This window comes from Microbispora sp. NBRC 16548, from assembly GCF_030268985.1.
In the GTDB taxonomy this organism is placed as follows: Bacteria; Actinomycetota; Actinomycetes; order Streptosporangiales; family Streptosporangiaceae; genus Microbispora; species Microbispora catharanthi.
This window is the reverse complement of sequence record NZ_BSSF01000027.1, coordinates 14,492-38,084: the sequence shown is the minus strand read 5'-3', so window position 1 is coordinate 38,084 and position 23,593 is coordinate 14,492. Positions and strand designations below refer to the sequence as shown.

Sequence of the window (23,593 nt, the reverse complement as noted above, 5' to 3'; positions counted from 1 at the left end):
GGTCACCGCTCCGGCCAGAACGGGTCCCGGCCGATGAAACCCAGCAGTTTGGCCTGGGTATCCGCATCGCCGGGCACCTCGACCCGGGCGCCGAACTGGCCGGAGGAGCGGATGACCTGCTCCATCTGCTCCATCTCAGCGAGGAGGCGAGCGCAGAAGCCGGCGTCCAGCCGGTCGTCCTGGCCGGTGGCTCTGGACAGGTCCCAGGTGTGCATGAACACATCGGCGGTGTAGAACCGGTCGATCGCGGTCGCCAGAGGCAGGCTGCCGATGTGCGGGTTGGCGAGTTCCCGGTGCGCCGTCTCCGGATCGTCCAGGACCGCCTGCACACCGTCACAGTGAACCTGCCACGCGGCGGCCGGGTTCTCGTTCACCGGCGGGCCGCAGGGCAGTTCGATGCCGGTGCCGGCGGCGAGAAACCCGGGGAACCATTCGGTCAGGTGGCGGACGACATCGCGGGCGGCCCAGCCGGCGACGGGGGAGGGCACGTCCCACGACCTGGTGCCGCGTACCCGTTCGGTGAACAATCCGGCGACCTGCCGGTGCCGCTCGGCCGGACGGTCAGACAGCGCCATCGGTGAGCATCCTCTCCAGCTTCGCGTACCCCTCGTCGACACCGACCTCCATACCGCTGCGCAGCCACGCATCGCGGCTTTCGAAGCTGTCGACCAGCGACTGCGTCCGCAGCCGCGTACGGCCGTCGCCGAGGTCCTCGAACCGCAGCGTCTCCAGCGCGACTCCCTCGGGGTCGCCCTCGAACGTGAAGGTCTGCACGATACGGTCCGGCCGTACCTCGTGGAAGCAGCCGTGGAACCCGTACTCCGCGCCGTCGTGCATCGAGACGTACCGCCAGTTGCCGCCGGTGCGCGCATCCCAGTGCTCGATCCGGGTGACGGTAGCGTCGGGACCCACCCACCGGGCGAACAGCGCGGGATCGGTGTGGGCGCGCAACAGCTGCTCGGGCGTCGCCGCGAAGTCACGGGTCATCCGGATGACCGGTAGCCGCGGGTCGGCCTCGATGGCTGTCTCCGTGATCCTGTTCATGATCATCTCCGTTCATCTCCGCCAGGACGGCGTCAAGGCGGCGGTAGCGCTGCTCGACGCGGTCCCGGTGCCGCTCGATCCAGGTGTCCATCAGGTCGAAGGCATGGATCTCCAGTCGCACCGGGCGGGGCTGCGGCCCTCGCACCCGGCTGACGAGCCCGGCGTCCTCGAGCACCCGCAAGTGCTTGTAGACGGCCTGGAGCGTCATCCGGTACGGCTCGGCCAGCTGGCTCACGGTCGCGTCGCTCTCCGAGAGCCGCGCGATCATGTCGCGCCGGGTCGGATCGGCGAGGGCGGCGAAGATTCGAGACAGCGCGTCCGTGATTACCGCCCTCCCTTGGTTTCAACCCGATGGTTGAAAGGATCGTAGACCGTGAGCACCCGTCCGACAACCATGTGGTTGAAAGCGCTGCTGATGCACCCTTTACATCAGCCGAAAGGCCCGGCGGCTCTGCCAGGTCGCCGGTCGCCGGGCGGTCCTCATACGGTTCATGAGCCGAGCCCGACGTCGCCGCGCTGCGCTCCGGTCCCGTGCCGGTCGCGGTCGGCGTCGGAGGGCCTGGCCCTCCGACGTCGCCGCCTGCGCCGATATCATCCACGCGGCCCTCGCCTGACCGCGCCGGCAGGGCGGGTCTGAGGCCTGGCCGGAGGCCTCGCGGGAATGACGAGGCCCGGCCGTACGATTCCGACGATGGGACCTGATCGAGGATGAACCGACACGACAAACCGTTCACCGGCACCCCGCGCGTGGTGCGGGCGGCGGCCCTGGCCGACGCCGACCTCGATCCGGACCCGCTCGACCCCGCGCAAGTCGTGTCCGGAACCCCCGAGGTCCGTCACCTGGAGCTGGCGTCAAGCACGGACCTGGCGGTCGGCGTCTGGCAGCACGGGCCGGGTGTGAGCACCGACACCGAGGCGGACGAGGTCTTCGTCGTGCTCTGCGGCAGCGCGACGATCGAGGTCGAGAACGGCCCGGTGCTCGACGTCGGCCCGGGCGACGTCGTCCTGATGCCCGGTGGCGCGCGCACGGTGTGGACGGTGCACGAGACGCTCCGCAAGGTGTACGCCGTGCGCCCCTGACCACTGCACGGCGTCCCGGCTGCTCGAGTTGTTCCCGGAGGACGCGTCCGCCCGGCGTCAGCCTCCGCGCGGGAAGGGGACGTGGACGCGGCCCTCGGTGTGCATGAGCTCGAACGTCCTGCGGATCGACGCGGCGTCGTTGAGGTGCGGGAACGGGGCGTCCGGGGGAGCGGCGACCCCGAGGAAGGCGCACAGCGGTCCCCAACCCTCGCGCACGTCGAAGACCAGGAGCCGCTCGGCGGGAAGGGCGGCCTGCACCGTGGCGACGTGCCGGTGGTAGGCCGCGACGGCCCGCTGCTCGTCCGGAGTGTGACCGGGCCGCCAGTCCTCGCCGAAGACCGATCCGCTGATCCGCTCGAAGAGCGGCCGGAGGCTCGTCATCGCGGCGACGACGGGACGAATGGCATCCGGCGCCTCGTCCTCCCGCATCGGCTCGCGCGGGCTGAGCGAGCCCAGCACGCGGAAGCTGGCATACCAGCTGCGCGGGTCGCGGATCGTGAGGACGACCTTGGCGTCCGGATAGGCCCGTGCCAGCTCCTGCCAGAAGAAGCTGGCGGGCCAGTCCACGCAGGACCGGAAGCCCTCGAAGACGCGTTCCCAGTCGGCCGGCCCGCCCGAGCAGACGGGCAGCCATCGTTCGGCGAGCTCCGGGCGGAGCAGGACCTCGAAGGTGTGGTAACAGGGCCCGAAGCCGAGCCGTTCCAGGGCCGCCTTCGTCGACGTCGTTCCGGTGCGCGGAAGTCCCGCGCCGATGACCTCCAGCATGTGCAGGCTCCCGTCGTCGCCCCTGCCGGCTGACGCGGTAGACCATGCCCGGCCGCCGGGTGTTCTCACGGCGCGTCCGCACTCCCGCGGCATACGGCCTCCACGATCTGACAATATTTCGGCGTCTCCATGAAACTTTCCAATCGCCGCCGGCCTCCAGGCGGGGTGGAGTGCCCCTGACGTCCTCGTCTTCGTCGGCACAGAAGTCACGGTGATCTGTGGCTTGAGTCGCCAGAAAGTTTTAGGCACGCTTCGGAAACATTCACGTCGTCGGATCCGGTGAGGGTGTGGCATCCGCGATCTGCGAGCAGTACGGAAGCCCGGTCCCGGGCGCCACGGCCACACGTCCCGGCCGGCGCAACCGGAGGAAGGACAGCTCACGTGAGACGACGCATCGTGGCCTTACTGGCCGCCGTGCTGATGCCCGTGGTCGCGGCGACCACGTTGCTGGTCACCCAACCGGCCGCCGCGGCCTCGCTGACCCGGGTGACCAGCTTCGGCAACAACCCGAGCAACCTGAACATGTACATCTACGTGCCGGACCGGGTGGCCGCCCGGCCCGCGCTGCTGGTCGCGGTCCACTACTGCACGGGCACCGCGTCGGCGCTGTTCAGCGGATACTTCCGCGACTACGTGACCGCGGCCGACCAGTACGGGTTCATCATCGTGTTCCCCGAGGCCACGCGCAGCGGCCAGTGCTTCGACGTGTACTCCCCTCAGGCGCTGAAGCGGGGCGGCGGCAGCGACCCGGTCGGCATCATGTCGATGGTCGACTACGCCAAGTCGCGCTACAACGTGGACCCCGGCCGCGTCTACGTCAGCGGCGTCTCCTCCGGCGCGATGATGACCAACGTGCTGGCGGCCGAGTATCCGGACGTCTTCAACGCGGGCTCGGCCTTCATGGGCGTCCCGGCGGGCTGCTTCGCCACCACCGACGGCTCCACCTGGAACAGCCAGTGCTCCGGCGGGCAGAGCATCAAGTCCGCCCAGCAGTGGGGTGACCTGGCCCGTTCGATGTACTCCGGCTACAGCGGCTCCTACCCGCGCATGCAGCTGTGGCACGGCACCTCCGACACGACGCTGAACTACAACAACTTCGGCGAAGAGATCAAGCAGTGGACCAACCTCAACGGCGTCAGCCAGACGCCCGTGTCCACCGACAGCCCCTCGTCGGGGTGGACCCGCACCCGGTACGGCAACACCGGCACCCAGCCGCCGGTCGAGGGCATCAGCGTCTCCGGTCAGGGGCACTCGCTGCCCCTCAACGGCATGATCGCCTATGCGATCAACTTCCTCGGCCTCAACAGCACCACGCCGAGCTCTCCGTCGCCCACCCCGTCGCCCACCCCGTCGCCCACGCCGCCGAGCAGCCCGTCTCCGAGCCCGTCGTCCGGCCCGAGCGGCGGCCCCCCGGCCACGACCCTCGGCGCGGCCGCGGCCCGCAGCGGCCGTTACTTCGGTACGGCGATCAGCGCGAACAAGCTCGGTGACTCGGCGTACACGACGATCGCGAATCGTGAGTTCAACATGGTGACGGCCGAGAACGAGATGAAGATCGACGCCACCGAGCCGAACCAGAACCAGTTCAACTTCACCAACGCCGACCGGATCTACAACTGGGCGGTGCAGAACGGCAAGCAGGTGCGCGGGCACACGCTGGCCTGGTACTCCCAGCAGCCGGGCTGGATGCAGTCGCTGTCGGGCAGCGCGTTGCGCCAGGCGATGATCAATCACATCAACGGCGTGATGGCCCATTACAAGGGCAAGATCCCCTACTGGGACGTCGTCAACGAGGCCTTCGACGACAGCACCGGCGGCCGGCGTGACTCCAACCTGCAGCGCACCGGCAACGACTGGATCGAGGTCGCCTTCCGCACCGCGCGGGCCGCCGACCCCGCGGCCAAGCTGTGCTACAACGACTACAACATCGACAACTGGACCTGGGCCAAGACGCAGGGCGTCTACAACATGGTCAAGGACTTCAAGCAGCGCGGCGTGCCGATCGACTGCGTCGGGCTCCAGGGTCACTTCAACAGCGGCAGCGCCTACAACAGCAACTACCGCACCACGCTGCAGAGCTTCGCCGCTCTGGGTGTCGACGTGGCCATCACCGAGCTGGACGTCGAGGGCGCCTCGGCCACCACCTACGCCAACATCGTCAACGACTGCCTGGCGGTCTCGCGCTGCGTCGGCATCACCGTGTGGGGCGTGCGCGACAGCGACTCCTGGCGCTCCAGCCAGACCCCGCTGCTGTTCGACGGCAACGGCAACAAGAAGCCCGCCTACACCGCGGTCCTCAACGCCCTCAACGCCGCCGTACCCGACACCTCGCCCAGCCCCACCCCGCCGGTCAGCCCCAGCCCGACTCCGCCCGACAGCCCCAGCCCGACCCCGCCGGTCAGCCCGAGCCCGACTCCTCCGGTCAGCCCGTCGCCCGATACCTCGCCGGAACCGGGCGGGTGCAGCGCGACGATGCGTACGGTGAACTCCTGGCCCGGCGGCTTCCAGTCCGAGGTCACGGTCAGCGCCGGCAGCTCGGCGGTCAGCGGCTGGACGGTGAACTGGAGCTGGTCCGGCTCCCCGTCCATCACCCAGCTGTGGGGCGGCCTCAAGTCCGGATCCGGCGCCTCGGTCTCCGTGCGCAACGAGTCGTGGAACGGCACGCTGTCCGCCAACGGCACCACCACCTTCGGGTTCACCGCCAACGGAAGTCCGGAGACGCCGACGCTGACGTGCGGCGCCTCCTGACCGGTGGAACCGCGATGACGCGCTCCTGACCAGGAGGAGCGTGCAGGGGCACCCCCGCCACCCGCGGGGGTGCCCCGCTGCATGTGTCCGTCCGTCCACTCATCCGCCGCAAAGGGCCGTCTGGATGGCCGCGTCGAGGTGCTTCTCTGCGGCGTCGGAGGGGAGGGGGGTCCGGGTGACGGCGATCGCGGCGGCGCGGCCGTCGTCGGTGACCGAGTTCCAGGTCGAGTAGCCGGGGATGTCGCCTCCGTGCCCCCAGCTCTGGCCGCCGCATTTCAGCGGCCGGCGGAACAGCCCGAGTCCGTAGCCCATGCCGGGTGCGCGTGGGGAGACGGCGACGGTGCGGCGCATCTCCTTCAACTGCTCGGGCTTGAGCAGCTTGCCGCCGACGACGGCGCCGAAGAAACGGTTGATCTCGGCCGGGGTGGAGACCATCTGCCCGGCGGCCCATGCCCACGAGGGATCCAGGTCGGTCATGTCGACGAGCGGTTTGTCCGGGTCCTGCTGATAGCCGTCCGGGTGGGGTCCCCTGATGCCTCGCTCGCCGACCGCGGGAAAGTAGGTGTGGCGCAGGCCGAGCCGCCTGATCACCCGGTTGGTGATCTCCTCGGCGACCGGTCGGCCGGTGACCCGCTCGATGAGCAGCCCGGCGACGATGTAGTTGGTGTTGGTGTACTTCCACCGGGCGCCGGGCGCGAAGGCCGGCTTCTGTTGCAGGGCCATGTCCAGCAGCCGCCGGGGTTCGTAATAGTCGTACCGGTACGGCGCGACGGCCAGGTCCAGGAACGCCGCGTACTCGGGGAGGCCGCTGGTGTGCTGCAGCAGTTGCCGCACGGTGACGCGTCGACCGTCGTTCCCGTTCCCGCGGATGAGGCCGGGCAGATAGGTCTCGACCGGCTCGTCCAGGCGGACCTTCCCCTCGCCCGCCAGCTGCAGGACGACCACGGAGACGAAGGTCTTGGTGTTGCTGCCGATCCGGACCTCCCCGTCGACCGGCGTCCTGGCCCTGGTCCGCAGGTCGCCCACTCCCGCGGTGTAGTCGCGGACGCGCCCGTCCCTGCTCCGTACGGCGGCGAGGGCGGCGGGGAATCCGTCCCTGTGCACCAGGTCGTCCAGCAGTTTCTGGACGACGTCGGCGTCCGGCCGCATCAGGGGCGCGGCCGATGGCGCCTGGACGCCGAGGACGGCGAGTACGGCGGCGCACGCGCCGGTCCACCGGCGTGAACGGGAGTGCGCGCACCTGAAACGCGACGTGGAACACCGCATGACCCACCTCGCAAGCGCAGGCATGTGTGTCAGGGGGGTGGTACCCAGGGGAGGCGGCAGGAACCGGCACGCGGTGCTGAAGTTCGGTCGAAAGCAAGCAGACCTGTCTTGTATTTCTGTCAAAACTGCTCAACACTGTGCAACATCGAACATATTCGGTCGTACCCGATCGCATGTGAGAGAGCCGGGCACCGCCCGGTCGCCGTCACCCCCTGAGAACGCTGAGAACGGTGAGAACGCCCGTGGTGACCATGAGACACGGCGTCGCGGTGCTCGCGACGCTCGCGGCGCTGGCCGCGCCGACCGCCCTGATCCCCGCCCAGGCCGAGGCCGCCCACGCCCAGGCGCCTTCCGCGGCGTACCCGGAGGTCGGCAGGGGCACCGCCTTCCTGGACCACGACGCCCTCGTGTCGGGCTACGCCGAGCCGGAGTGGTACAAGGCCAACATCCCGTTCCTGGAGGTCCCCGACCGGGAGATCCAGAACGTCTACTACTACCGCTGGAGCACCTACAAGCGGCACATCCGCTACACCGACTCCGCGACCGGCGACGTCATCACCGAGTTCCACAACCCGCCCGGCTACTCCGCCCCGCTCGGCGGCATCGTCGCCGCCGCGGGTCACCACGTGTACGAGGGGCGCTGGCTGCGCGACACCCGCCCTGTCGACGACTACCTCACGTACTGGCTGCAGGGACCGGGCGCCGGCCCCAAGCCGAAGGAGGACTACGTCAACAAGGACACCGACGACTGGGCTCACCAGTATTCCTGGTGGGCGGCCGACGCCGCCTACCAGCGTTATCTGGTCACCGGCGACGCGTCCTTCGTCGAGGGGCTACTGCCCGACCTGGTCCGGCAGTACGACAAATGGGGCGGCCAGTACGACAAGACGCTGGGCCTCTACTGGTCGGTGCCGGTGTGGGACGCGATGGAGTACACCGCCTCCTCCTACGAGACCGACCCGGCCGATCCCTACCACGGCGGCGCGGGCTACCGGCCGACGCTGAACGCCTACCAGTACGGCGACGCGAAGGCGATCGCCGCCATCGCGGACATGGGCGGCGACACGACCTTGGCCAGGAAGTTCGAGAAGCGGGCGGCGTCGCTGCGGGACGCGCTGCACCGCTACCTGTGGGACCCGGAGCGGTCCTTCTTCTACCACAAGGCCCGCGCCGACCTTGATCCCAAGCAGCGGCTGGTGTCGACGCGAGAGCAGATCGGGTTCGTGCCGTGGGCGTTCGACATGGCCGAGCCCGGCACGGAGAAGGCGTGGGCGCAGCTGCTCGACCCGCAGGGGTTCGCCGCGCCCTACGGGCCGACCACCGCGGAGCGCCGCAGCCCGCTGTTCATGCGCGACGCGCTGAGCGGCTGCTGCCGCTGGGACGGGCCGAGCTGGCCCTACTCCACCTCGACGACGCTCACCGCGATGGCCAACCTGCTCGACGACTACGACCAGGACGTGGTCACCGCCGCCGACTACTACAGCGTGCTGCGCGGCTACGCGCTCACCCAGTACAAGGACGGGCACCCGTACGTCGCCGAGGCGCACCACCCGGACGAGCCGCGATGGATCTACGACTCCCGTGGGCACAGCGAGCACTACAACCACTCGACCTTCAACGACCTGGTGATCAGCGGGCTGATCGGGCTGCGCCCGCAGCCGGACGGCGAGGTCGTGCTGAACCCGCTCGTCCCGGCCGGGTGGGACTACTTCGCGCTGGAGAACGTGCCCTACCACGGGCACAACGTGACGGTCCTGTGGGACCGCGACGGCAGCAGATACGGCCAGGGCGCGGGCATGCGCGTCTACGTGGACGGCAGGCAGGCCGCCCGCCGGGCCACGGTCGGCGAGCTGACCGCCCGTGTGCCGGCCGCCGTGACACCCGGCCGGTCCTCCCGGCCGAGCGACGACGCCGCCAACCCGTACGGCACCGGCTACCCCAAGCCGTTCGCGTCGTACACCAACGGCATCGACAACGTGTGGGACGCCGTGGACGGGCGGATCTTCTACGACGACATCCCGCACAACCGGTGGACCAACTACCGCTCCCCGAACGCCGAGGACCATCTCGGCGTGGACTTCGGCGTGCCGACCCGGGTGAGCGACGTGCGGTTCTACGCCTACGACGACGGCGGCGGGGTGAAGGCCCCGGCGTCGTACCGGCTGGAGTTCTGGGACGGCGCGGCGTGGCGCGAGGTGCCGGACCAGACGCGCACGCCCGAACGGCCCGTGGGCGCGGCGCTGAACCGCGTCACGTTCCCGGCCCTGACCACGACCAGGATCCGGCTGGTGTTCGGCAACCCGCCCGGTGCGTACGTCGGCGTCACCGAACTGCAGGCGTGGTCGCCCGCCGCGGGCGACACCACGGTGGACGCGGCGGTCGCCGGGCAGGCGCGTCCGGGCGTGCCCGCCGAGGTGACCACCACCTTCGCCAACCGGGGACGCGCGCCCGCCACCCGGGTCACCGCGTCGCTGGCCGTGCCGCCGGGCTGGTCGGCCGAGCCGGTCGGCAGCCCGCGGACCCCGGTGGTGCGGCCGGGAGGCGAGTTCACCGTACGCTGGCGGGTCGCGCCGCCCGCCGGAACCGCGCCGCGCCCCGGCGCCCACCCGGTGCGCGCGATCGCCGAGTACGACGGGTCGGCGCGGGCCGTGAGCCCCTACGCCCAGGTGACCGTGGGGCTCGACCCGGACGCCTACGGGACGGCGGAGGTCGATGACGACTTCGGCGCCGACACCTCGGCGGGCTACACCCTCTACAGACCCGAGGGCGGCGAGGCCCTGCCGGCGGTCACGGCCGGCGGTGGCCGGTTCGCGGGCAGCGGCGCACAGCCGTTCTTCGGCCTGGCCGCCGGGCCGGCGGGGCTCTCGTCGGCCGACGCGATCAGCGTGGTGACGGCAGGGGAGTTCGCCGGCACCGGCAGCCCGGAGGACAGCGTGTTCGTCGGCTGGGTGAAGGACGCGGGCACCTACGTGACCGCCTGGTACAACAACACCCGCAAGCAGTCGGGCGTCAACGTGCGGGTCGGCGGCCGGTTCCTCGACACACCGGGCGACGCCCCGCTGACCCTGAAGCCGGGCGACCGGTTCGCGCTGGTGCTGTCCGGCGACACCGTCACCTCCTTCGCCCACACCGGCGGCCAGTGGCGTCCGCTGCGTACGGCGGACATCGGCGGCACGCTCGCCACCCCGCAGGCTCGCGAGGGCTTCCGCTACGGCTTCGGCCTGCGCGGCACGTCCGGCACGATCACGATCGCCGGCCTGGAGGGCCGCAGTTCCTCCTAGTGGGCCGCATGTGAAGTGCGGGCCGCATGTGAAGGACGCGCGCCGACACCGGCCGACGGGGCCCGATCACACGGGCAGCCGCACCGCTCCGGTGTCGGCGGACTGCGCCAGCGCCGCGTAGGCGCGCAGGGCCGTGGAGACGTGCCGTCCACGCTCGCGGGGCCGATAGCCGGTGCCCCGTTCCAGCCGGGCACGGCGGGCGGCGAGGTCCGAGTCGGGCACCCGGACGTGGAGGGCGCGTGCGGCGACGTCGACGGTGATGACGTCGCCGTCCTCGACGAGCGCGAGGGGACCGCCCGCCGCGGCCTCGGGTGAGACATGGCCGACCGACAGGCCGGAACTGCCGCCGGAGAAGCGGCCGTCGGTGACCACGGCGCACGTCTCGGCGAGACCGCGGCCCTTGAGGTAGGCGGTGGGGTAGAGCATCTCCTGCATGCCCGGGCCGCCGCGTGGGCCCTCGTAGCGGATGACCAGCACGCTGCCCGGCGTCACCCGCCCGGACAGGACCGCTTCCGCGGCTTCCTCCTGTGATTCGGTCACCACCGCGCGCCCGGTGAAGACGTGCAAGCCGTCGGGGACACCGGCCGATTTGATCACGGCGCCGTCGGGGGCGAGGTTGCCGCGCAGGACCGCCAGCCCGCCGTCCGGCGAGTAGGCGTGGGTCGTGTCGCGGATGCAGCCGCCCGCGGCGTCCGTGTCCAGGGACTCCCATCGCGCCGACTGGGAGAAGGCGGATGCGGAGCGGACGCCGCCGGGGGCGGCGTGGAAGAGGTCGAGGGCCTCGGGTGCGGGTGCCGCGCCGCGGATGTCCCAGGTGGCCAGCCACTGGGTGAGCGAGCCGGCGTGGACGGCGTGCACGTTCTCGTGGAGAAGCCCGGCGCGGTGCAACTCGCCCAGGATGGCGGGGACTCCGCCGGCCCGGTGGACGTCCTCCATCAGATAGGGGCTGTTGGGGGCGACCTTGCACAGGCACGGCACGGTGCGTGAGCGGGCCTCGATGTCGCGCAGGGTGTAGTCGAGTTCCGCCTCGTGGGCCGCGGCGAGCAGGTGGAGAACGGTGTTGGTGGAGCCTCCCATGGCCAGATCCAGGGCCATGGCGTTGTCGAAGGCCGCCCGTGAGGCGATGGCCCGGGGCAGCACGGAGGTGTCGTCCTTGTCGTAGTGGCGTGCGGCCAGCTCCACGACCGTACGGCCTGCCTGCTCGTACAGCCTCCGGCGGGCGGCGTGGGTGGCCAGGGTGGAGCCGTTGCCGGGCAGGGCCAGGCCGAGCGCCTCCACCAGGCAGTTCATCGAGTTGGCGGTGAACATGCCGGCGCACGAGCCGCAGGTGGGGCAGGCCGCCTCTTCGATGCGGGCGATGTCCGCGTCGGACACGGCCGGGTTGACCGCCTCGGACATCGCCGTGACCAGCTCCAGGCGGGTGCGCACCGTGCCGTCGGTCAGCACCGCCCGTCCGCCCTCCATGGGGCCGCCGGAGACGAACACGGTGGGGATGTTCAGCCGCAGCGCGGCCATCAGCATCCCCGGCGTGATCTTGTCGCAGTTCGAGACGCACACCAGGGCGTCGGCGCAGTGGGCCTGGACCATGTACTCGATGGAGTCGGCGATCAGGTCCCGGGACGGCAGCGAGTACAGCATCCCGGCGTGTCCCATCGCGATGCCGTCGTCGACCGCGATGGTGTTGAACTCCCGCGCGATGCCGCCCGCGCCGGCGATGGCCTCGCACACGACGCGGCCCACCGGCTGCAGGTGCGTGTGGCCGGGGACGAACTCGGTGAAGCTGTTGGCCACCGCGACAACCGGTTTGACACCGATGTCCTGGCTCGGCACGCCGGAGGCGCGCATCAGGGCGCGCGCTCCGGCCATGTTCCGTCCGTGGGTGACCGTACGTGATCTCAGCTGTGGCATGTCCCCATGCTTGCGGCGCGCGAGGGCGGGGCGAAGACGGCCACACTGCTAGTACTTCTACTACCAGCACTTACCCTGATCCCCGTGGGAACGGCATCGCAGCGGCAGGCGGAACTGGGCGGCTTCCTGCGTGCGAAGCGCACACGCCTGGACCCGACGGCGGTCGGGCTGCCCCCGGCCGGGCCCCGCCGCCGGGGCGGCCTGCGCCGTGAGGAGGTCGCCACGCTCTCCGGGGTCAGCGCCACCTGGTACACCTGGCTGGAGCAGGGCCGCGACATCCAGCCCTCCCGCCAGGTCCTGGACGCTCTCGCCCGCACCCTGCGCCTGACCGCCGCCGAGCACACCTATGTCCTCTCCCTGGCCGGCTACGCCCCTCAGCCCAGCCGGCCCGCGGGGCCGTCCGCGCACGCCGCGCCCGCTCACGTCCAGCGCCTCCTCGACGCGCTCGTCGGCTTCCCGGCCTACGCCATCGCCCCCGACTGGACGATCTGCGGATGGAACGCCGCCTACACGGCGCTGTATCCGAACGTGGCCGCGGCCGGGCCGGACGAGCGCAACCTGCTGTGGCTGGTCTTCACCGACCCTTACGTCCGCGACCTGCTGCCCGACTGGGAGACCACCAGCCGCCGGTTCCTCGCCGAGTTCCGCGCCGAGGCCGGGCCGCGCCTCGGCGACCTGGCCCGCTCGCCGGTCGTGCAGCGCCTGCTACGGGTCAGCGAACCGTTCCGCGACGCCTGGCAGAGCCATCACATCGAGGGCTTCACCTCCCGCGAGCGGGTCTTCAGGCACCCGGTCGCGGGCATGGTGCGCTTCGAGCACCACCGGCTGGCCCCCGCCGACCACCCCGACCTGCACCTGGTCGTCTACACCCCCGCTCCCGGGAGCGACGCCCCGGTCATGGAGCCCAGGCGGCGGTGACGGCCCAGCTCACGTCCTCGGCGTACGAGGCGGGGTTGTCGTAGGGATGCGCGCCGCCGCCGGAGGCGACCCAGACCTCCTCGGCGTAATGACGGACGTTCGTGCCCAGTTCGTTGAGCGACGCCAGGCGTACGCTTCCCGGCGTGCCGCCGGGCTGCGCGCAGAAGGTGGCGTCGCGGCGGAACAGTTCGCTGCCGTCCGGGGCGTCCAGGCGGACCCGGAAGTTGGAATGCCGCAGGTAGCGGCCCGGATAGTTGCGTGACTCCAGGGAGTAGCAGGTCGGCTGGGCCAGGCCGCGCCGTACGACGAAGGTGGCGTCGGACTTCAGCAGGGCGTCGCTTCCCGCGGTGACCACGTCGGTGCGGGCCAGGCTGCTGCGGTGCCGCAGGTAGCGGTCGGTGAACCCCGGAGTGGTGACCCGGAACGAGCGGGCCTGGTCGAGCGGCAGGTCGGCGCCGCTGCGCCACAGCGGGACGGTCACCGCCCACGTGGTGTCGGCGGCGAAGCTCGCGGCGGCGTCCCACGGATTGGCGCCGCCCTGCTTCGCGACGTAGACGAGCTCGTTGTAGTGGCGGATGTAGTGGCCGCGCAGGTTGTAGGACTCCAGCCTGGTCCCGCCCTGCCCCTCGCGCGGGCAGAACGTGGCGTCGGCCGCGAACAGGGCGGTGCCGTCCTGCCGGTCCTTGCGCAGCCGGTAGTCCGAGTGGCGCAGATAATCGCCCGGGAAGTCGCGCGACTCGAACGACACGCACGAGGAGTCGGCCAGGCCCGGGCGCGTCCAGAACGTCGCGTCCTGCTTGGCCAGGTCGGAGCTCCCGCCGTCGATCACGTCGGTGCGCGCGAGCCCGTCCCGGTGGCGCAGGGAGCGGCCGGTGAAGCCGGGCGTGGTCACCCGCAGCGACACCGGCTCGCCCCGGGGGACGTCGGTGCCCGCCGCGACCGCCAGCAGGTGCCGGTTGGCCTCCCGCACGCGCGACTCGGTCATCTTCAGCACCCGGCGGTCGTAGGTGAAGAACCCGTTGACCTCGTTCTCCACGTCGTACGGCTCGGTGTAGACCGAGGCGGACAGCCCTCGGGTGTGCACGAGCCGTTCCACCTGCCTGGTGACCTCGACGTAGCGGTTCGTCAGCGACGCTTCGTCGGGGTACAGGTCGCCGTAGGCGAACCCGGCGCCGGGCTGGTACTCGTGGTCCTGGACGCGCCTGCCGAGGCCGCCGAACTCGCCGAGCACGGCGATGCGGGTGGCCGAGGGAAGCCGGGTGTCGGTCTCGCCGGGGACCTGATACCAGTGGTCGTCGATCACGTCGCCGTTGGTCGGCTCGGGGTCGGAGACGCAGCAGTTCGATCCGGAGTCGTGATTGATCAGCCGGGTCGAGTCGACGGACCGGACCAGGTCGACGATGCGCTGGTTGTCGTACTCGCCCCAGCCCTCGTTGAACGGGACCCACATCACGATCGACGTGATGCCCTTGAGCTGCTCGACGATCCTGCGCAGCTCGGACTCGTAGTTGGCGTGGCTGCGCTCCGGCGTGTCGTCCACCGCGTCGAGCGAGGGCATGTCCTGCCACACCATCAGGCCCAGCTTGTCGGCCCAGTAGTACCAGCGGGCGGGTTCGACCTTGATGTGCTTGCGGACCATGGTGAAGCCCAGGGCCTTCTGCCGCTCCAGGTCGGAGCGCAGCGCCTCGTCCGTCGGCGCGGTGTAGATCCCGTCCGGCCAGTAGCCCTGGTCGAGGGTGCCGAGCTGGAACACGAACTTCCCGTTGAGCACGGGGCGCAGCACCCCGCCGGCCACCACCTTCCCGATCGACCGCATGCCGAAGTAGCCGGTCACGACGTCGCCGCCGCCGGCGCCGGTGAGCGTCACGCGCAGGTCGTACAGGAACGGGTCGTCGGGCGACCACAGGCGGGCGTCGGGCACGGGCACGCGGATGTGCGACCCGACCGCGCCGGTGGCCGAGCCGACGACCGTGCCGCCGCTCAGCACCTCGGCCCTGGCCTGGTCGCCGGTGCCCCGCACGACGAGGTCCAGGACCCCGGCGGGCACGTCGGGCGTGGTGTCGAGCCGGGTGACGTGGGCGGCGTTCACCGGTTCGAGCCACACCGTCTGCCAGATGCCCGACGACGCGGTGTACCAGATGCCGCCCGGGTTGCGGCGCTGCTTGCCGATGGGGAACGTGCTGCCGTCGATCGGCGAGGACACCCCGACGATCAGCTCGTTGTCCCCGGACCGCAGGGCGGAGGTGATGTCGAAGGAGAAGGCGTCGTAGCCGCCGGTGTGCCGGCCGACCTGGACGCCGTTCACCCACACCCGCGCCTCCCAGGTGACCGCCCCGAAGTTGAGCATCACCCGGCGCCCGGTCCAGCCGGACGGGACGGTGAAGGCGCGCCGATAGAACATGGTGTCCTCGTGGCGCTTGATCCCCGACAGGGCGGACTCGATCGGGTACGGCACGAGCACGCCCTCCGCGAGCGTGCGGCCGATGGGAGGCGAGTCGAGGGTGGGCGCGCCGGCGAACTCCCACACGCCGTTGAGGTTGAGCCATTCGGACCGGACGAGCTGGGGACGCGGATAGTCGGGCAGGGCGTTGGCGGGGGACACCTGGTCGGTCCAGGGCGTGGACAGGGGCGGCGTCTTCGGCTGCCAGACGGCGGCGGACGCGGCGGGCGCGGTGAGCGCGGCGAGGACCAGGCAGGCCGCCGTGAGCAGGAGGGCGGTCGCGGCGGCGAGAGTCCGGCGAAGCTGGATCATCGGTATCAGCCCCGCCGCCACTTCTGGTTGGCGCCGCCGTGGCACTCCCACTGGATCAGCCGGGCGCCGTCGTTCGGGTTCCAGCCGTCGATGTCGACGCACTTGCCGGACTGCGGGTTGACCAGGTCGCCCGCCGCGCTGAGCACGAACTGCTGAGCGGGGTTGCCGCTGCAGGTCGCGATCTGGATCACGGCGCCGTTGTCCCTGGACCCCCAGGCCACGTCCATGCACAGGTTGTTCTGCGTGCGCAGCGTGCCGCCGGTGAAGGTCCACCTTTGGGCGCTGGTGCCGTTGCAGGTGTACATCTGCAACGGCGCGCCGTCTCTGAAGTCGGCGCCCGGCACGTCGATGCACTTGTCGTTGAGGCTGCTGATCAGCGCGCTCGTGTCACCGCCCGTGGTGGTCAGGCTCAGGCCGTACGCGCCGAGGATCTCGTTGACCGGCTGGAAGAAGGTGGTGCCGCCGGTGGAGCAGTTCCCCGCGGCGCCGGAGGTGACGCCCTGGGCCTGGTCGCCGGACATGTAGGCGCCGCCCGAGTCGCCCCCCTCGGCGCAGGCGCTGGTCTGGGTGAGCCCGTAGACCAGCGAGCCGGAGTAGTTGACGGTCACGTTCCTGGCCTGGACGACCCCGCAGCGCCAGCCGGTGGTGCGCCCGGAGCGGCAGATCGACGCCCCGGCGGGCGCCTCCTGCGAGCCGGCCACCGAGACGGTGCCGCCGCCGTAGTCGTTGACCCAGGGGCGCGGCGTCCAGTCGCCGTTGGTACGCACCCAGGCGTAGTCGTTGTCGGGGAACGACGAGGCGGCGAAGGTGCCCTGGGCGACGTTGTTGTATCCCAGCGTCGGGTTGCCGGCGCGCCCGCAGTGCCCGGCGGTGACGAAGCCGCCGTTGTTCACCGAGAACCCGACGGAGCACAGCACGTTGCCGTTGATGACGTACTGGTCGCCGCCCCGGATGTCGTAGACGAGGCGGGGAGCTTGGGCGACGGAGATCCGCGTCGCCGCGGCGTCGGCGGACGCGGCCCGCACGAATCCCGCCGCCGTGGCCTGATCGGTGGCCGACACGACGACCGCGTTGGCGGCCGGGTCGACGTACCAGCCGTAGACGCCGGTGCCTGCGGCGCCGGCGGCCTGGTCGAGCGCGGCCTTGACGGTGTTCAGCTGCCTGTCGCTGCGCTTCACGGAGACGGGCACGGCGCCCGCCTCGCGTACGCGCTCGGCGTCGCCCGCGTCCAGGGCACCGGCGGCCAGGCGCTGTCGCGCCGGGTCGTACCAGGCGCCGGCGAAGCGGTCGCCGAGCTCGGCGCGGACCCGCCGTTCGACGGCCGCCGCCGCGGCTTCGTGGGTCTGGCGGGCCCGCGCCTGCTCGGGGGTCAGGTGCAGGTCGCGCTGCAGCGCCTGCTGCATCGTCGCCGGGGTGCCGCTGGAGGTGGCGCCGGGATCGGGCGGGGGGACGGGGGAGGGGGCGGCATGCGCGGACACGGAGGGGAGGGCGAGCGCGACGGCGAACACCGCCGCGCCGGTCAGCACGGTGAGTCTCACGGCAGTCCTTCTGGGGGGGTGACGAGACGTGAGAGCGCTCTCTGAAAAGAACCTTTACAGTGGTAGGACCGTCCGTCAAGACCCAACATTTCCCAACACATCCCGCCGTTCGCGAGGATGGGATGCGTAGGAAAGCGCGCCTGTCTACCGAATCCGGTCCCGTCGTCGATCTTCGGCGGGATACTGGAGTCGCCGAACGTGCCCCCCGACCCACCGGAGAGTCATGCCGCAGCCGCTGGAGCCGAGCGATCCCGCACGCCTGGGCTCCTACCGCATCACCGGCAGGATCGGCGAGGGTGGGCAGGGCGTGGTCTACCTCGGCGAGGCCGAGTCCGGCGACCTCGTCGCGGTCAAGCTCTTCCACGCGCGGCTCGGCCGGGACGCCGCGGCCCGCGCCGACTTCACCCGCGAGGCGGAGCTCGCCCGCAGGGTCGCGCGGTTCTGCACGGCCCAGGTGCTGGAGTCCGGCATGGACGGCGGCCGGCCGTACATCGCGAGCGAGTACGTCGAGGGGCCTCCGCTGAACCAGGTGGTGGCCGCGCGGGGGCCGTTGTCGGGCGGTGCGCTCGAACGGCTCGCCATCGGCGCGGCCACCGCTCTGGTCGCCCTGCACGACGCCGGGGTCCTCCACCGGGACTTCAAACCGCAGAACGTGCTGATCGGGCCGGACGGGCCGCGCGTCATCGACTTCGGGATCGCCCGCGCCCTCGCCGCCACGAGCACGATGACCAGCCAGATCGTCGGTACGCCCGCCTACATGGCGCCCGAGCAGCTCGCGGCCGGCGAGCTCGGCTTCGCCCTCGACGTGTTCGCCTGGGCGTCCACGATCACGTTCGCCGCCACGGGCCGCCCGCCGTTCGGCGCCGACGCCATCCCCGCCATCATCAACAGGATCCTCAACCAGGAGCCCGACCTGGAGGGGATCGAGGCGCCGCTGCGCGCCCTGCTCGCGGCCTGCCTCGCCAAGGACCCCGGACGGCGGCCGACCGCGCGGGAGATCGTCGACCGTCTCGTCCGCCCGCGCCACGACGCGCAAGCCGCACCGGCCGTACCCGCCCCGCCGGGTGTGCCGGCCGCGCCGCCTGTGTCCGCCGCGCCCGCTGTGCCGGCTGTGCCGGGTGTGCCGGCTGTGCCGGCCGTGCAGGGTGGCCCGGCCGAATCTCCTTCCGCAGGGTCGCCCGCCCCGGCGACGTCCCCGCCCGGCCCGCCCGGCCTGGCTGGCCCGTCTGACTCGTCGTCCGGGGCGTCCGCGGCGTCCGGGCCGGTCACCGTGCCGGGCGGCGGGCGGCGCAGGCGGGTCCGGGCCGTCGTCGCCGCCGTGGTCGTGGCCGTGGCGGCCACGGTGGCCGCCGCCGTCGCGCTGCTGCCGTCCGTGCATCTGCCGTTCCTGGGGGCCGGGTCCTCGGCGACGGAGCGAGCGGCGGCGGAGCGGGCGGCGGCGGTCGGCACGGCCCCGGCCGCCTCTGCGGACACCGCCGGAGGCTCGTCTCCGTCCGGGGCCCCTTCGCCCACCGCCGCCGCGCGATCCGCGTCGCCCGCCTCCTCGAACCGGCCGCGGGTGAGCCGGTCCACGGCCAGGCCGGACACCACCCGGCCGGCCCCGACGCGGACGGTCACCGCACGGCCGACCGTCCGCCACTCGAAGACGATCGTGCCGGTCCCCGCCGACTCTCCGGCCGCGAAGCCGGCGAATCCCTCGCCCACGCCGGTCAAGCGGGTCGTGGAGCTGGGACCCGGACACTTCACCGAGTACTGCGTGAGCCTCGGCTGGGAATGGGTCGAGTACCGGGAGACGCCCACGCCCGGCGCCTACTGCATCAAGCGGAAGGGCGACACCATGTACCTCACCCAGAGCCGGCGCGACGCGGGCTGCCGCTGGCGCTATCCCGACCAGAACGCCTTCCACCGGTTCAAGAACAAGTCGAACTACTGCTACACGTATCGCTGACCCTTCGCCGGCGCCGCCCGCTCAGGACGGGATCGCGGGCGACGCGGGCACCTGGCCGGTCGTGCTCTCCCGGACGATCAGGCGATGCGGCACCACGATTTCGGCGGGCGGGCGGGCCGCCCCGCTGATCGACTCCATGAGGACGTCCACCGCCATGCGGGCGATCTCCTTCTTGTCCGGGGCGATGGTGGTGAGGCTGGGGGTGCTGTACTGACCTTCCTCGATGTCGTCCATGCCGACCACGGCGACGTCGTCGGGGACGCGCAGCCCCGCACGGGTCAGCGCCCGCATCGCGCCGAGGGCGAGCAGGTCGTTGTAGCAGAACACGGCGTCGGGCGGCTCGGGCAGGGCGAGGAGCTGCTCCATGGCCGCGGCGCCCTGGCGGCGGTGGAAGCGCGGAGTCGGCACGACGAGCCGCTCGTCCACCTCCAGGCCCTCCCGCACGTGCGCCTGCCGGTAACCGCTGGTGCGAAGCTGCGCGGTCTCGCCGGTGGCGTACGGCTGGTCGCCGACGGCGGCGACGCGACGCCGGCCGAGGCCCAGCAGGTGCGCGGTGGCCTCCCGGGCGGCGGCCACGTTGTCGATGGCCACGTGATGGAAGCTGCCGTTGAAGATGTGCTCGCCCAGCAGCACGATCGGGACCCGGTTGCCCCGGGCCCGCAACTCCTCGGCCGAGACGCTCAGCGGGCTCAGCAGTAGTCCGTCGAACATCGTGGCCCGCGAGTCCCGGCCCAGCAGTTCGCGCTCGCGCTCGCCGTCTCCGTCGGTCTGGTCGACCATCACGACGTAGCCGCGGGCGCGGGCGGCGGTGATCACCTCGCGGGCGAGCTCCGCGAAGTAGGGGACGTCCAGCTCGGGCACGACCAGGGCGATCATCCCGCTGCGGCCCTGCTTGAGGTTGCGGGCGATGAGGTTGGGGCGGTAGTCGAGCTCGTCCAGCGCGGCCTGCACGCGTGCGCGCAACTCGTCCGACACTGGTGCGTACCCGTTGACCACGTTGGACACTGTGCGGATGGACACGTTCGCCCGCTTGGCGACGTCACGCAGGGTTGGACCGGCCATGCGTCTCCTATACCTCCGGCTGCTGGGGTTGGGAAGATCCTAAACCCGCGCTTGCATCGTTGCAGACAAGCATGCACTATGTCTGCATCGTTGCAGAGCCCTCACAACGTCTTTTCCCGGACGGCGAGGAGTACTTAGATGACCCCATCCCCCATGGATCGCCGCGGGTTTCTCAAGGGAGCCCTCGGAGTCGGAGCCCTCGCCGCCGCGGGCGGCGCGCTGACCGCCTGCGCTCCCGGCACGGGCGGCGCGGCGGCGCCGAGCAGGCTGGCCAAGCCCTCCGCCTCCGCTACGGCGGCCAAGGGCGAGATCACCGTATGGAACCGGTCCGGCGACCTGTTCAAGGTGTTCGACGCGGCGATCGGCAGATTCCGCGAGGCCTACCCGGGCGTCAAGGTCAACCACATGGCCGTGGACATCGACGCCAAGCTGGCCAATACGCTGATCAGCGGCACGGACGTGCCCGACGGCAGCTTCTGGGACGACGCCAAGATCGGCGGCCAGGCCGAGCACCTCTACGATCTCTCCGACCTGATCGCGCCCTACCGGGACCAGATCGCGCCGTACAAGCTGTCGGTGAACACCGTGGCGGGCAAGATCTACGGCGTGCCCTGGGATCTCGACCCGGGGCTGCTGTGGTACCGGGAGGACATCCTCCAGGAGGCCGGGGTCGACCCCGCCGGGCTGGCGACCTACGACGACCTGCTGACCGCGGCCGGGACGGTCCGGGACAAGTTCCCGAAGACCAAGCCCATCCACCTGGACAAGAGCCCGTTCCTCGGCCAGCTGTGGCTCGAGATGCTGGCCAACCAGCAGGGCACGAGCCTCACCGACGCGCAGGGCAAGCTGCGGCTGGACTCGGCGGAGTACCGGCGGATCTTCACCTGGATCCAGGCCGCGGTCAAGGACGGGCTCGCCACCCGGGCGCCCTACCTGGAGCCCGCCGACGTCAACACGCTCGACGGCGGCCAGCAGGTGTTCGTGCCGTGGGCGATCTGGTGGTCCTTCGCGCCGCAGCAGCTTCTCAAGGCCACCAAGGGCAAGTGGCGGGCGGCCCCGCTCCCGGCCTGGACGCCGGGCGGCCCGCGCAGCGGCGCCATGGGCGGCAGCAGCTTCGTCATCCCGGCCAAGGCCAAGAACCCGGAGCTGGCCTGGCTGCTGTACGAGTTCCTGTGCTTCGAGGAGCCCGGATACACCGCGCTGTACGGCCCGAGCAGCGTGTACCCCGGGGGCCTGTCGACGTCGGTCCCGAGTTTCACCCCCGCGCTCGATCCCGCCAAGCCGCTGTTCCAGCCGATCGACGCCCTCGGTGGTCAGGACCTGTGGAAGGTCGCCGTCGAGGCCGCCGGCACCATCCCGGCCGCGGCACCGATCCCGGCATGGTGGGCCAAGTCGGTGGACTACCTGGGCGACAACATGCAGCGCCTCATGGACGGCACGATGTCGCCCGACGACGTGATCGGCGAGTCGGCCGAGAAGATCCAGCGCAACCTGATCGACCGCTCCTGATGTCGGCTCTCACCACGATGGCGAGGTCCGGGCGGGCCGCCGGCGCGCGGCCGAGGTCGCGACGCGGCACCCGGCTGTCGCCGTACCTGTTCGTCGCCCCGTTCTTCCTGGTCTTCGCCGCCTTCGGGATCTACCCGCTCGTCTTCGCGCTGCAGCTCAGCTTCACCCGCTGGCACGGCGCCGGCGCGGCCACCTGGGTGGGCCTGGGCAACTACGCCTACCTGCTGACCAGCCCGGAGTTCTGGGCCTCGCTCGGCAACAGCGCGGTGATGTGGCTGCTCATCGTGCCGATCCAGATCGTGGCCGGGCTCGCCGGCGCGGTGCTGCTGGCCAACGCGAAGCTGCGGTTGCGCGGGCTGTTCAGAGTCGCCTTCCTCGCGCCGTTCGTGACCCCGCTGGTGGCCATGGCACAGGTCTGGATCGTCGTGTTCGACCAGGACTACGGCCTGGTCAACCACCTGCTCAACCTCGTCGGCCTGCCCGATGTGGGGTGGCTGACCTCGACGGCGTGGTCCAAGCCGACGCTCGCGCTGCTGTTCCTGTGGAAGACGACCGGATTCGCGATCATCATCCTGCTGGCCGGGCTGCAGGCGGTGCCGGCCGCCGTGTACGAGGCCGCCGCGATCGACGGGGCGTCTCGCCGGCGGCAGTTCTGGTCGCTGACCGTTCCTCTGGTGCGCCGGAGCATGGCCTTCCTCGTGGTCGTGCAGACCCTCGCCGTGTTCCAGATGTTCGCCGAGCCGTTCGTGGTCACCGAAGGCGGCCCGTACGGCTCGACCACCACCGCCGGGCTCTACCTCTACGACCACATCACCGCCTCGGACCTGGGCACCGGCGCCGCGAACTCGTTCCTGCTGGTGCTGCTGGTCTTCGGACTCTCCCTCGGCGCGGTCAGGCTGCTGCGCCCGAAAGACGAGGTGTCATGAACCAGACCAGGCCGGGCCCGGTGCAGTACGCCCTGCTGGCGCTGCTCGCCGCGGCGTTCCTCTACCCGATCTGGTGGGCGGTCAGCTCCTCGCTCAAGCCGGCCGCCGACATCATCACCGATCCCCTCTCACCGGGGCCCGTCACGCTGGACAACTACAGGGCGATGTTCGCCGACGTGCCGATCGGCACCGGCTTCGCGAACACCGCGCTGGTGCTGGCCGTCAAGGGCGCGATGACGATGTTCTTCTGCCCACTGGCCGGATACGCCTTCGCCAAGTACGCCTTCCCCGGCAAGAACCTGCTGTTCGGGATCGTGCTGCTCACCCTCATGCTGCCGACCCTGGTGCTGATCATCCCGCTGCTGCTGGAGATGAGCGCTCTCGGCTGGGTCAACACCTACCAGGCGCTGATCCTGCCGGGCAGCATCGACGCGTTCAGCATCTTCTGGATGCGCCAGACCATCGCCGCCATCCCCGACGAGCTGATCGATGCCGGACGTGTGGACGGCGCGAGCGAGTTCGGCGTCTTCGCCAGGGTCGTGCTGCCGGTGATCCGCCCCGGACTGGCCGCGCTGGCCGTGCTGACCACCATGAACATCTACAACGACTTCGTCTGGCCGGTCGTCGCCGTCAACGACACCTCGCACCAGACGCTCCAGGTGGTGCTGTCCACCCTGGCGCAGAACGTCACCGGCAACCGGATCGGCGCGGACTTCGCCGCCGTCTGGGGCGAGTTGCTCGCCGCGGGCAGCATCGCCATGCTGCCGCTCCTGGTGATCTTCGTTCTCCTCCAGCGCCACTTTATCAACGGCATCCTCGCCGGCAGCGTCAAAGGCTGACCAGGCACA

Annotated in this window: 17 protein-coding genes; 8 read left to right on the top strand and 9 right to left on the bottom strand. The window is 71.2% G+C overall.

All coding sequences use genetic code 11. The features are described 5' to 3' along the window. Positions 1-2: 2 nt before the first annotated feature. The 3 genes from QSK36_RS40565 to QSK36_RS40555 are packed head-to-tail and all read right to left on the bottom strand — an operon-like array spanning position 3 to position 1,348. Entirely contained in the window at positions 3-575 is a 573-nt protein-coding gene (locus QSK36_RS40565) for a maleylpyruvate isomerase family mycothiol-dependent enzyme (RefSeq protein WP_285786083.1), read from the bottom strand. Beyond that, positions 562-1,044 (bottom strand): SRPBCC family protein, encoded by a 483-nt coding sequence (locus tag QSK36_RS40560; RefSeq protein ID WP_285786082.1) that lies wholly within the window; start codon positions 1,042-1,044, stop codon positions 562-564. Before QSK36_RS40560 ends, QSK36_RS40565 begins: the two co-directional genes overlap by 14 nt. Then, the gene (locus tag QSK36_RS40555) at positions 977-1,348 is read right to left on the bottom strand and encodes an ArsR/SmtB family transcription factor (protein ID WP_352241801.1); all 372 of its coding nucleotides are present in this window, start codon (positions 1,346-1,348) and stop codon (positions 977-979) included. Before QSK36_RS40555 ends, QSK36_RS40560 begins: the two co-directional genes overlap by 68 nt. Before the next feature lie 404 nt (positions 1,349-1,752). Between QSK36_RS40555 and QSK36_RS40550 the strand changes: the two genes are divergently transcribed. Beyond that, positions 1,753-2,124: a cupin domain-containing protein gene (locus tag QSK36_RS40550; protein WP_285786081.1), complete on the top strand. Its 372-nt coding sequence runs from the start codon at positions 1,753-1,755 to the stop codon at positions 2,122-2,124. Between the two features lie 57 nt (positions 2,125-2,181). Here QSK36_RS40550 and QSK36_RS40545 read toward each other — a convergent pair whose 3' ends face one another. Continuing rightward, positions 2,182-2,889, bottom strand: a complete 708-nt coding sequence (locus QSK36_RS40545) for a sulfotransferase family protein (protein ID WP_285786080.1) — start codon at positions 2,887-2,889, stop codon at positions 2,182-2,184. 381 nt (positions 2,890-3,270) lie between these two features. Here QSK36_RS40545 and QSK36_RS40540 point away from each other — a divergent pair, with 381 nt between their 5' ends. Next, the gene (locus QSK36_RS40540; protein ID WP_285786079.1) at positions 3,271-5,637 is read left to right on the top strand and encodes an extracellular catalytic domain type 1 short-chain-length polyhydroxyalkanoate depolymerase; all 2,367 of its coding nucleotides are present in this window, start codon (positions 3,271-3,273) and stop codon (positions 5,635-5,637) included. A 99-nt stretch (positions 5,638-5,736) separates the two neighbouring features. On the opposite strand, the gene QSK36_RS40535 is transcribed toward QSK36_RS40540, so the two are convergent. Further along, positions 5,737-6,903, bottom strand: a complete 1,167-nt coding sequence (locus QSK36_RS40535; protein ID WP_285786078.1) for a serine hydrolase domain-containing protein — start codon at positions 6,901-6,903, stop codon at positions 5,737-5,739. A gap of 230 nt (positions 6,904-7,133) precedes the next feature. Between QSK36_RS40535 and QSK36_RS40530 the strand changes: the two genes are divergently transcribed. Then, positions 7,134-10,184: an MGH1-like glycoside hydrolase domain-containing protein gene (locus QSK36_RS40530; protein WP_285786077.1), complete on the top strand. Its 3,051-nt coding sequence runs from the start codon at positions 7,134-7,136 to the stop codon at positions 10,182-10,184. Between the two features lie 66 nt (positions 10,185-10,250). Here QSK36_RS40530 and ilvD read toward each other — a convergent pair whose 3' ends face one another. Beyond that, positions 10,251-12,092, bottom strand: a complete 1,842-nt coding sequence (ilvD, locus tag QSK36_RS40525) for a dihydroxy-acid dehydratase (RefSeq protein WP_285786076.1) — start codon at positions 12,090-12,092, stop codon at positions 10,251-10,253. An 84-nt stretch (positions 12,093-12,176) separates the two neighbouring features. On the opposite strand from ilvD, the gene QSK36_RS40520 reads away from it, so the two are divergent. Further along, positions 12,177-13,010, top strand: a complete 834-nt coding sequence (locus tag QSK36_RS40520) for a helix-turn-helix transcriptional regulator (RefSeq protein WP_285786075.1) — start codon at positions 12,177-12,179, stop codon at positions 13,008-13,010. Here QSK36_RS40520 and QSK36_RS40515 read toward each other — a convergent pair. Both QSK36_RS40515 and QSK36_RS40510 read right to left on the bottom strand, forming a co-directional pair. After that, entirely contained in the window at positions 12,988-15,762 is a 2,775-nt protein-coding gene (locus tag QSK36_RS40515; protein WP_285786074.1) for an AbfB domain-containing protein, read from the bottom strand. The genes QSK36_RS40520 and QSK36_RS40515 overlap by 23 nt on opposite strands. Before the next feature lie 5 nt (positions 15,763-15,767). Further along, positions 15,768-17,300 carry a ricin-type beta-trefoil lectin domain protein gene (locus QSK36_RS40510; RefSeq protein WP_285786073.1) on the bottom strand — a complete coding sequence of 511 codons (1,533 nt, stop codon included), beginning with the start codon at positions 17,298-17,300 and terminating at the stop codon, positions 15,768-15,770. 223 nt (positions 17,301-17,523) lie between these two features. On the opposite strand from QSK36_RS40510, the gene QSK36_RS40505 reads away from it, so the two are divergent. Further along, on the top strand, positions 17,524-19,248 hold the full coding sequence (locus QSK36_RS40505) for a protein kinase domain-containing protein (protein ID WP_285786072.1): 1,725 nt from the start codon (positions 17,524-17,526) through the stop codon (positions 19,246-19,248). Between the two features lie 21 nt (positions 19,249-19,269). Here QSK36_RS40505 and QSK36_RS40500 read toward each other — a convergent pair whose 3' ends face one another. Further along, a complete protein-coding gene (locus QSK36_RS40500) occupies positions 19,270-20,310 on the bottom strand; it encodes a LacI family DNA-binding transcriptional regulator (protein ID WP_285786071.1) in 1,041 nt (346 codons plus the stop codon). A 138-nt stretch (positions 20,311-20,448) separates the two neighbouring features. Here QSK36_RS40500 and QSK36_RS40495 point away from each other — a divergent pair, with 138 nt between their 5' ends. The 3 genes from QSK36_RS40495 to QSK36_RS40485 are packed head-to-tail and all read left to right on the top strand — an operon-like array spanning position 20,449 to position 23,584. Continuing rightward, positions 20,449-21,819 (top strand): ABC transporter substrate-binding protein, encoded by a 1,371-nt coding sequence (locus QSK36_RS40495; RefSeq protein WP_285786070.1) that lies wholly within the window; start codon positions 20,449-20,451, stop codon positions 21,817-21,819. Then, positions 21,819-22,745, top strand: a complete 927-nt coding sequence (locus tag QSK36_RS40490; protein ID WP_285786069.1) for a carbohydrate ABC transporter permease — start codon at positions 21,819-21,821, stop codon at positions 22,743-22,745. Before QSK36_RS40495 ends, QSK36_RS40490 begins: the two co-directional genes overlap by 1 nt. After that, on the top strand, positions 22,742-23,584 hold the full coding sequence (locus QSK36_RS40485; RefSeq protein WP_182903514.1) for a carbohydrate ABC transporter permease: 843 nt from the start codon (positions 22,742-22,744) through the stop codon (positions 23,582-23,584). Before QSK36_RS40490 ends, QSK36_RS40485 begins: the two co-directional genes overlap by 4 nt. The last annotated feature ends 9 nt before the right edge of the window (positions 23,585-23,593 follow it).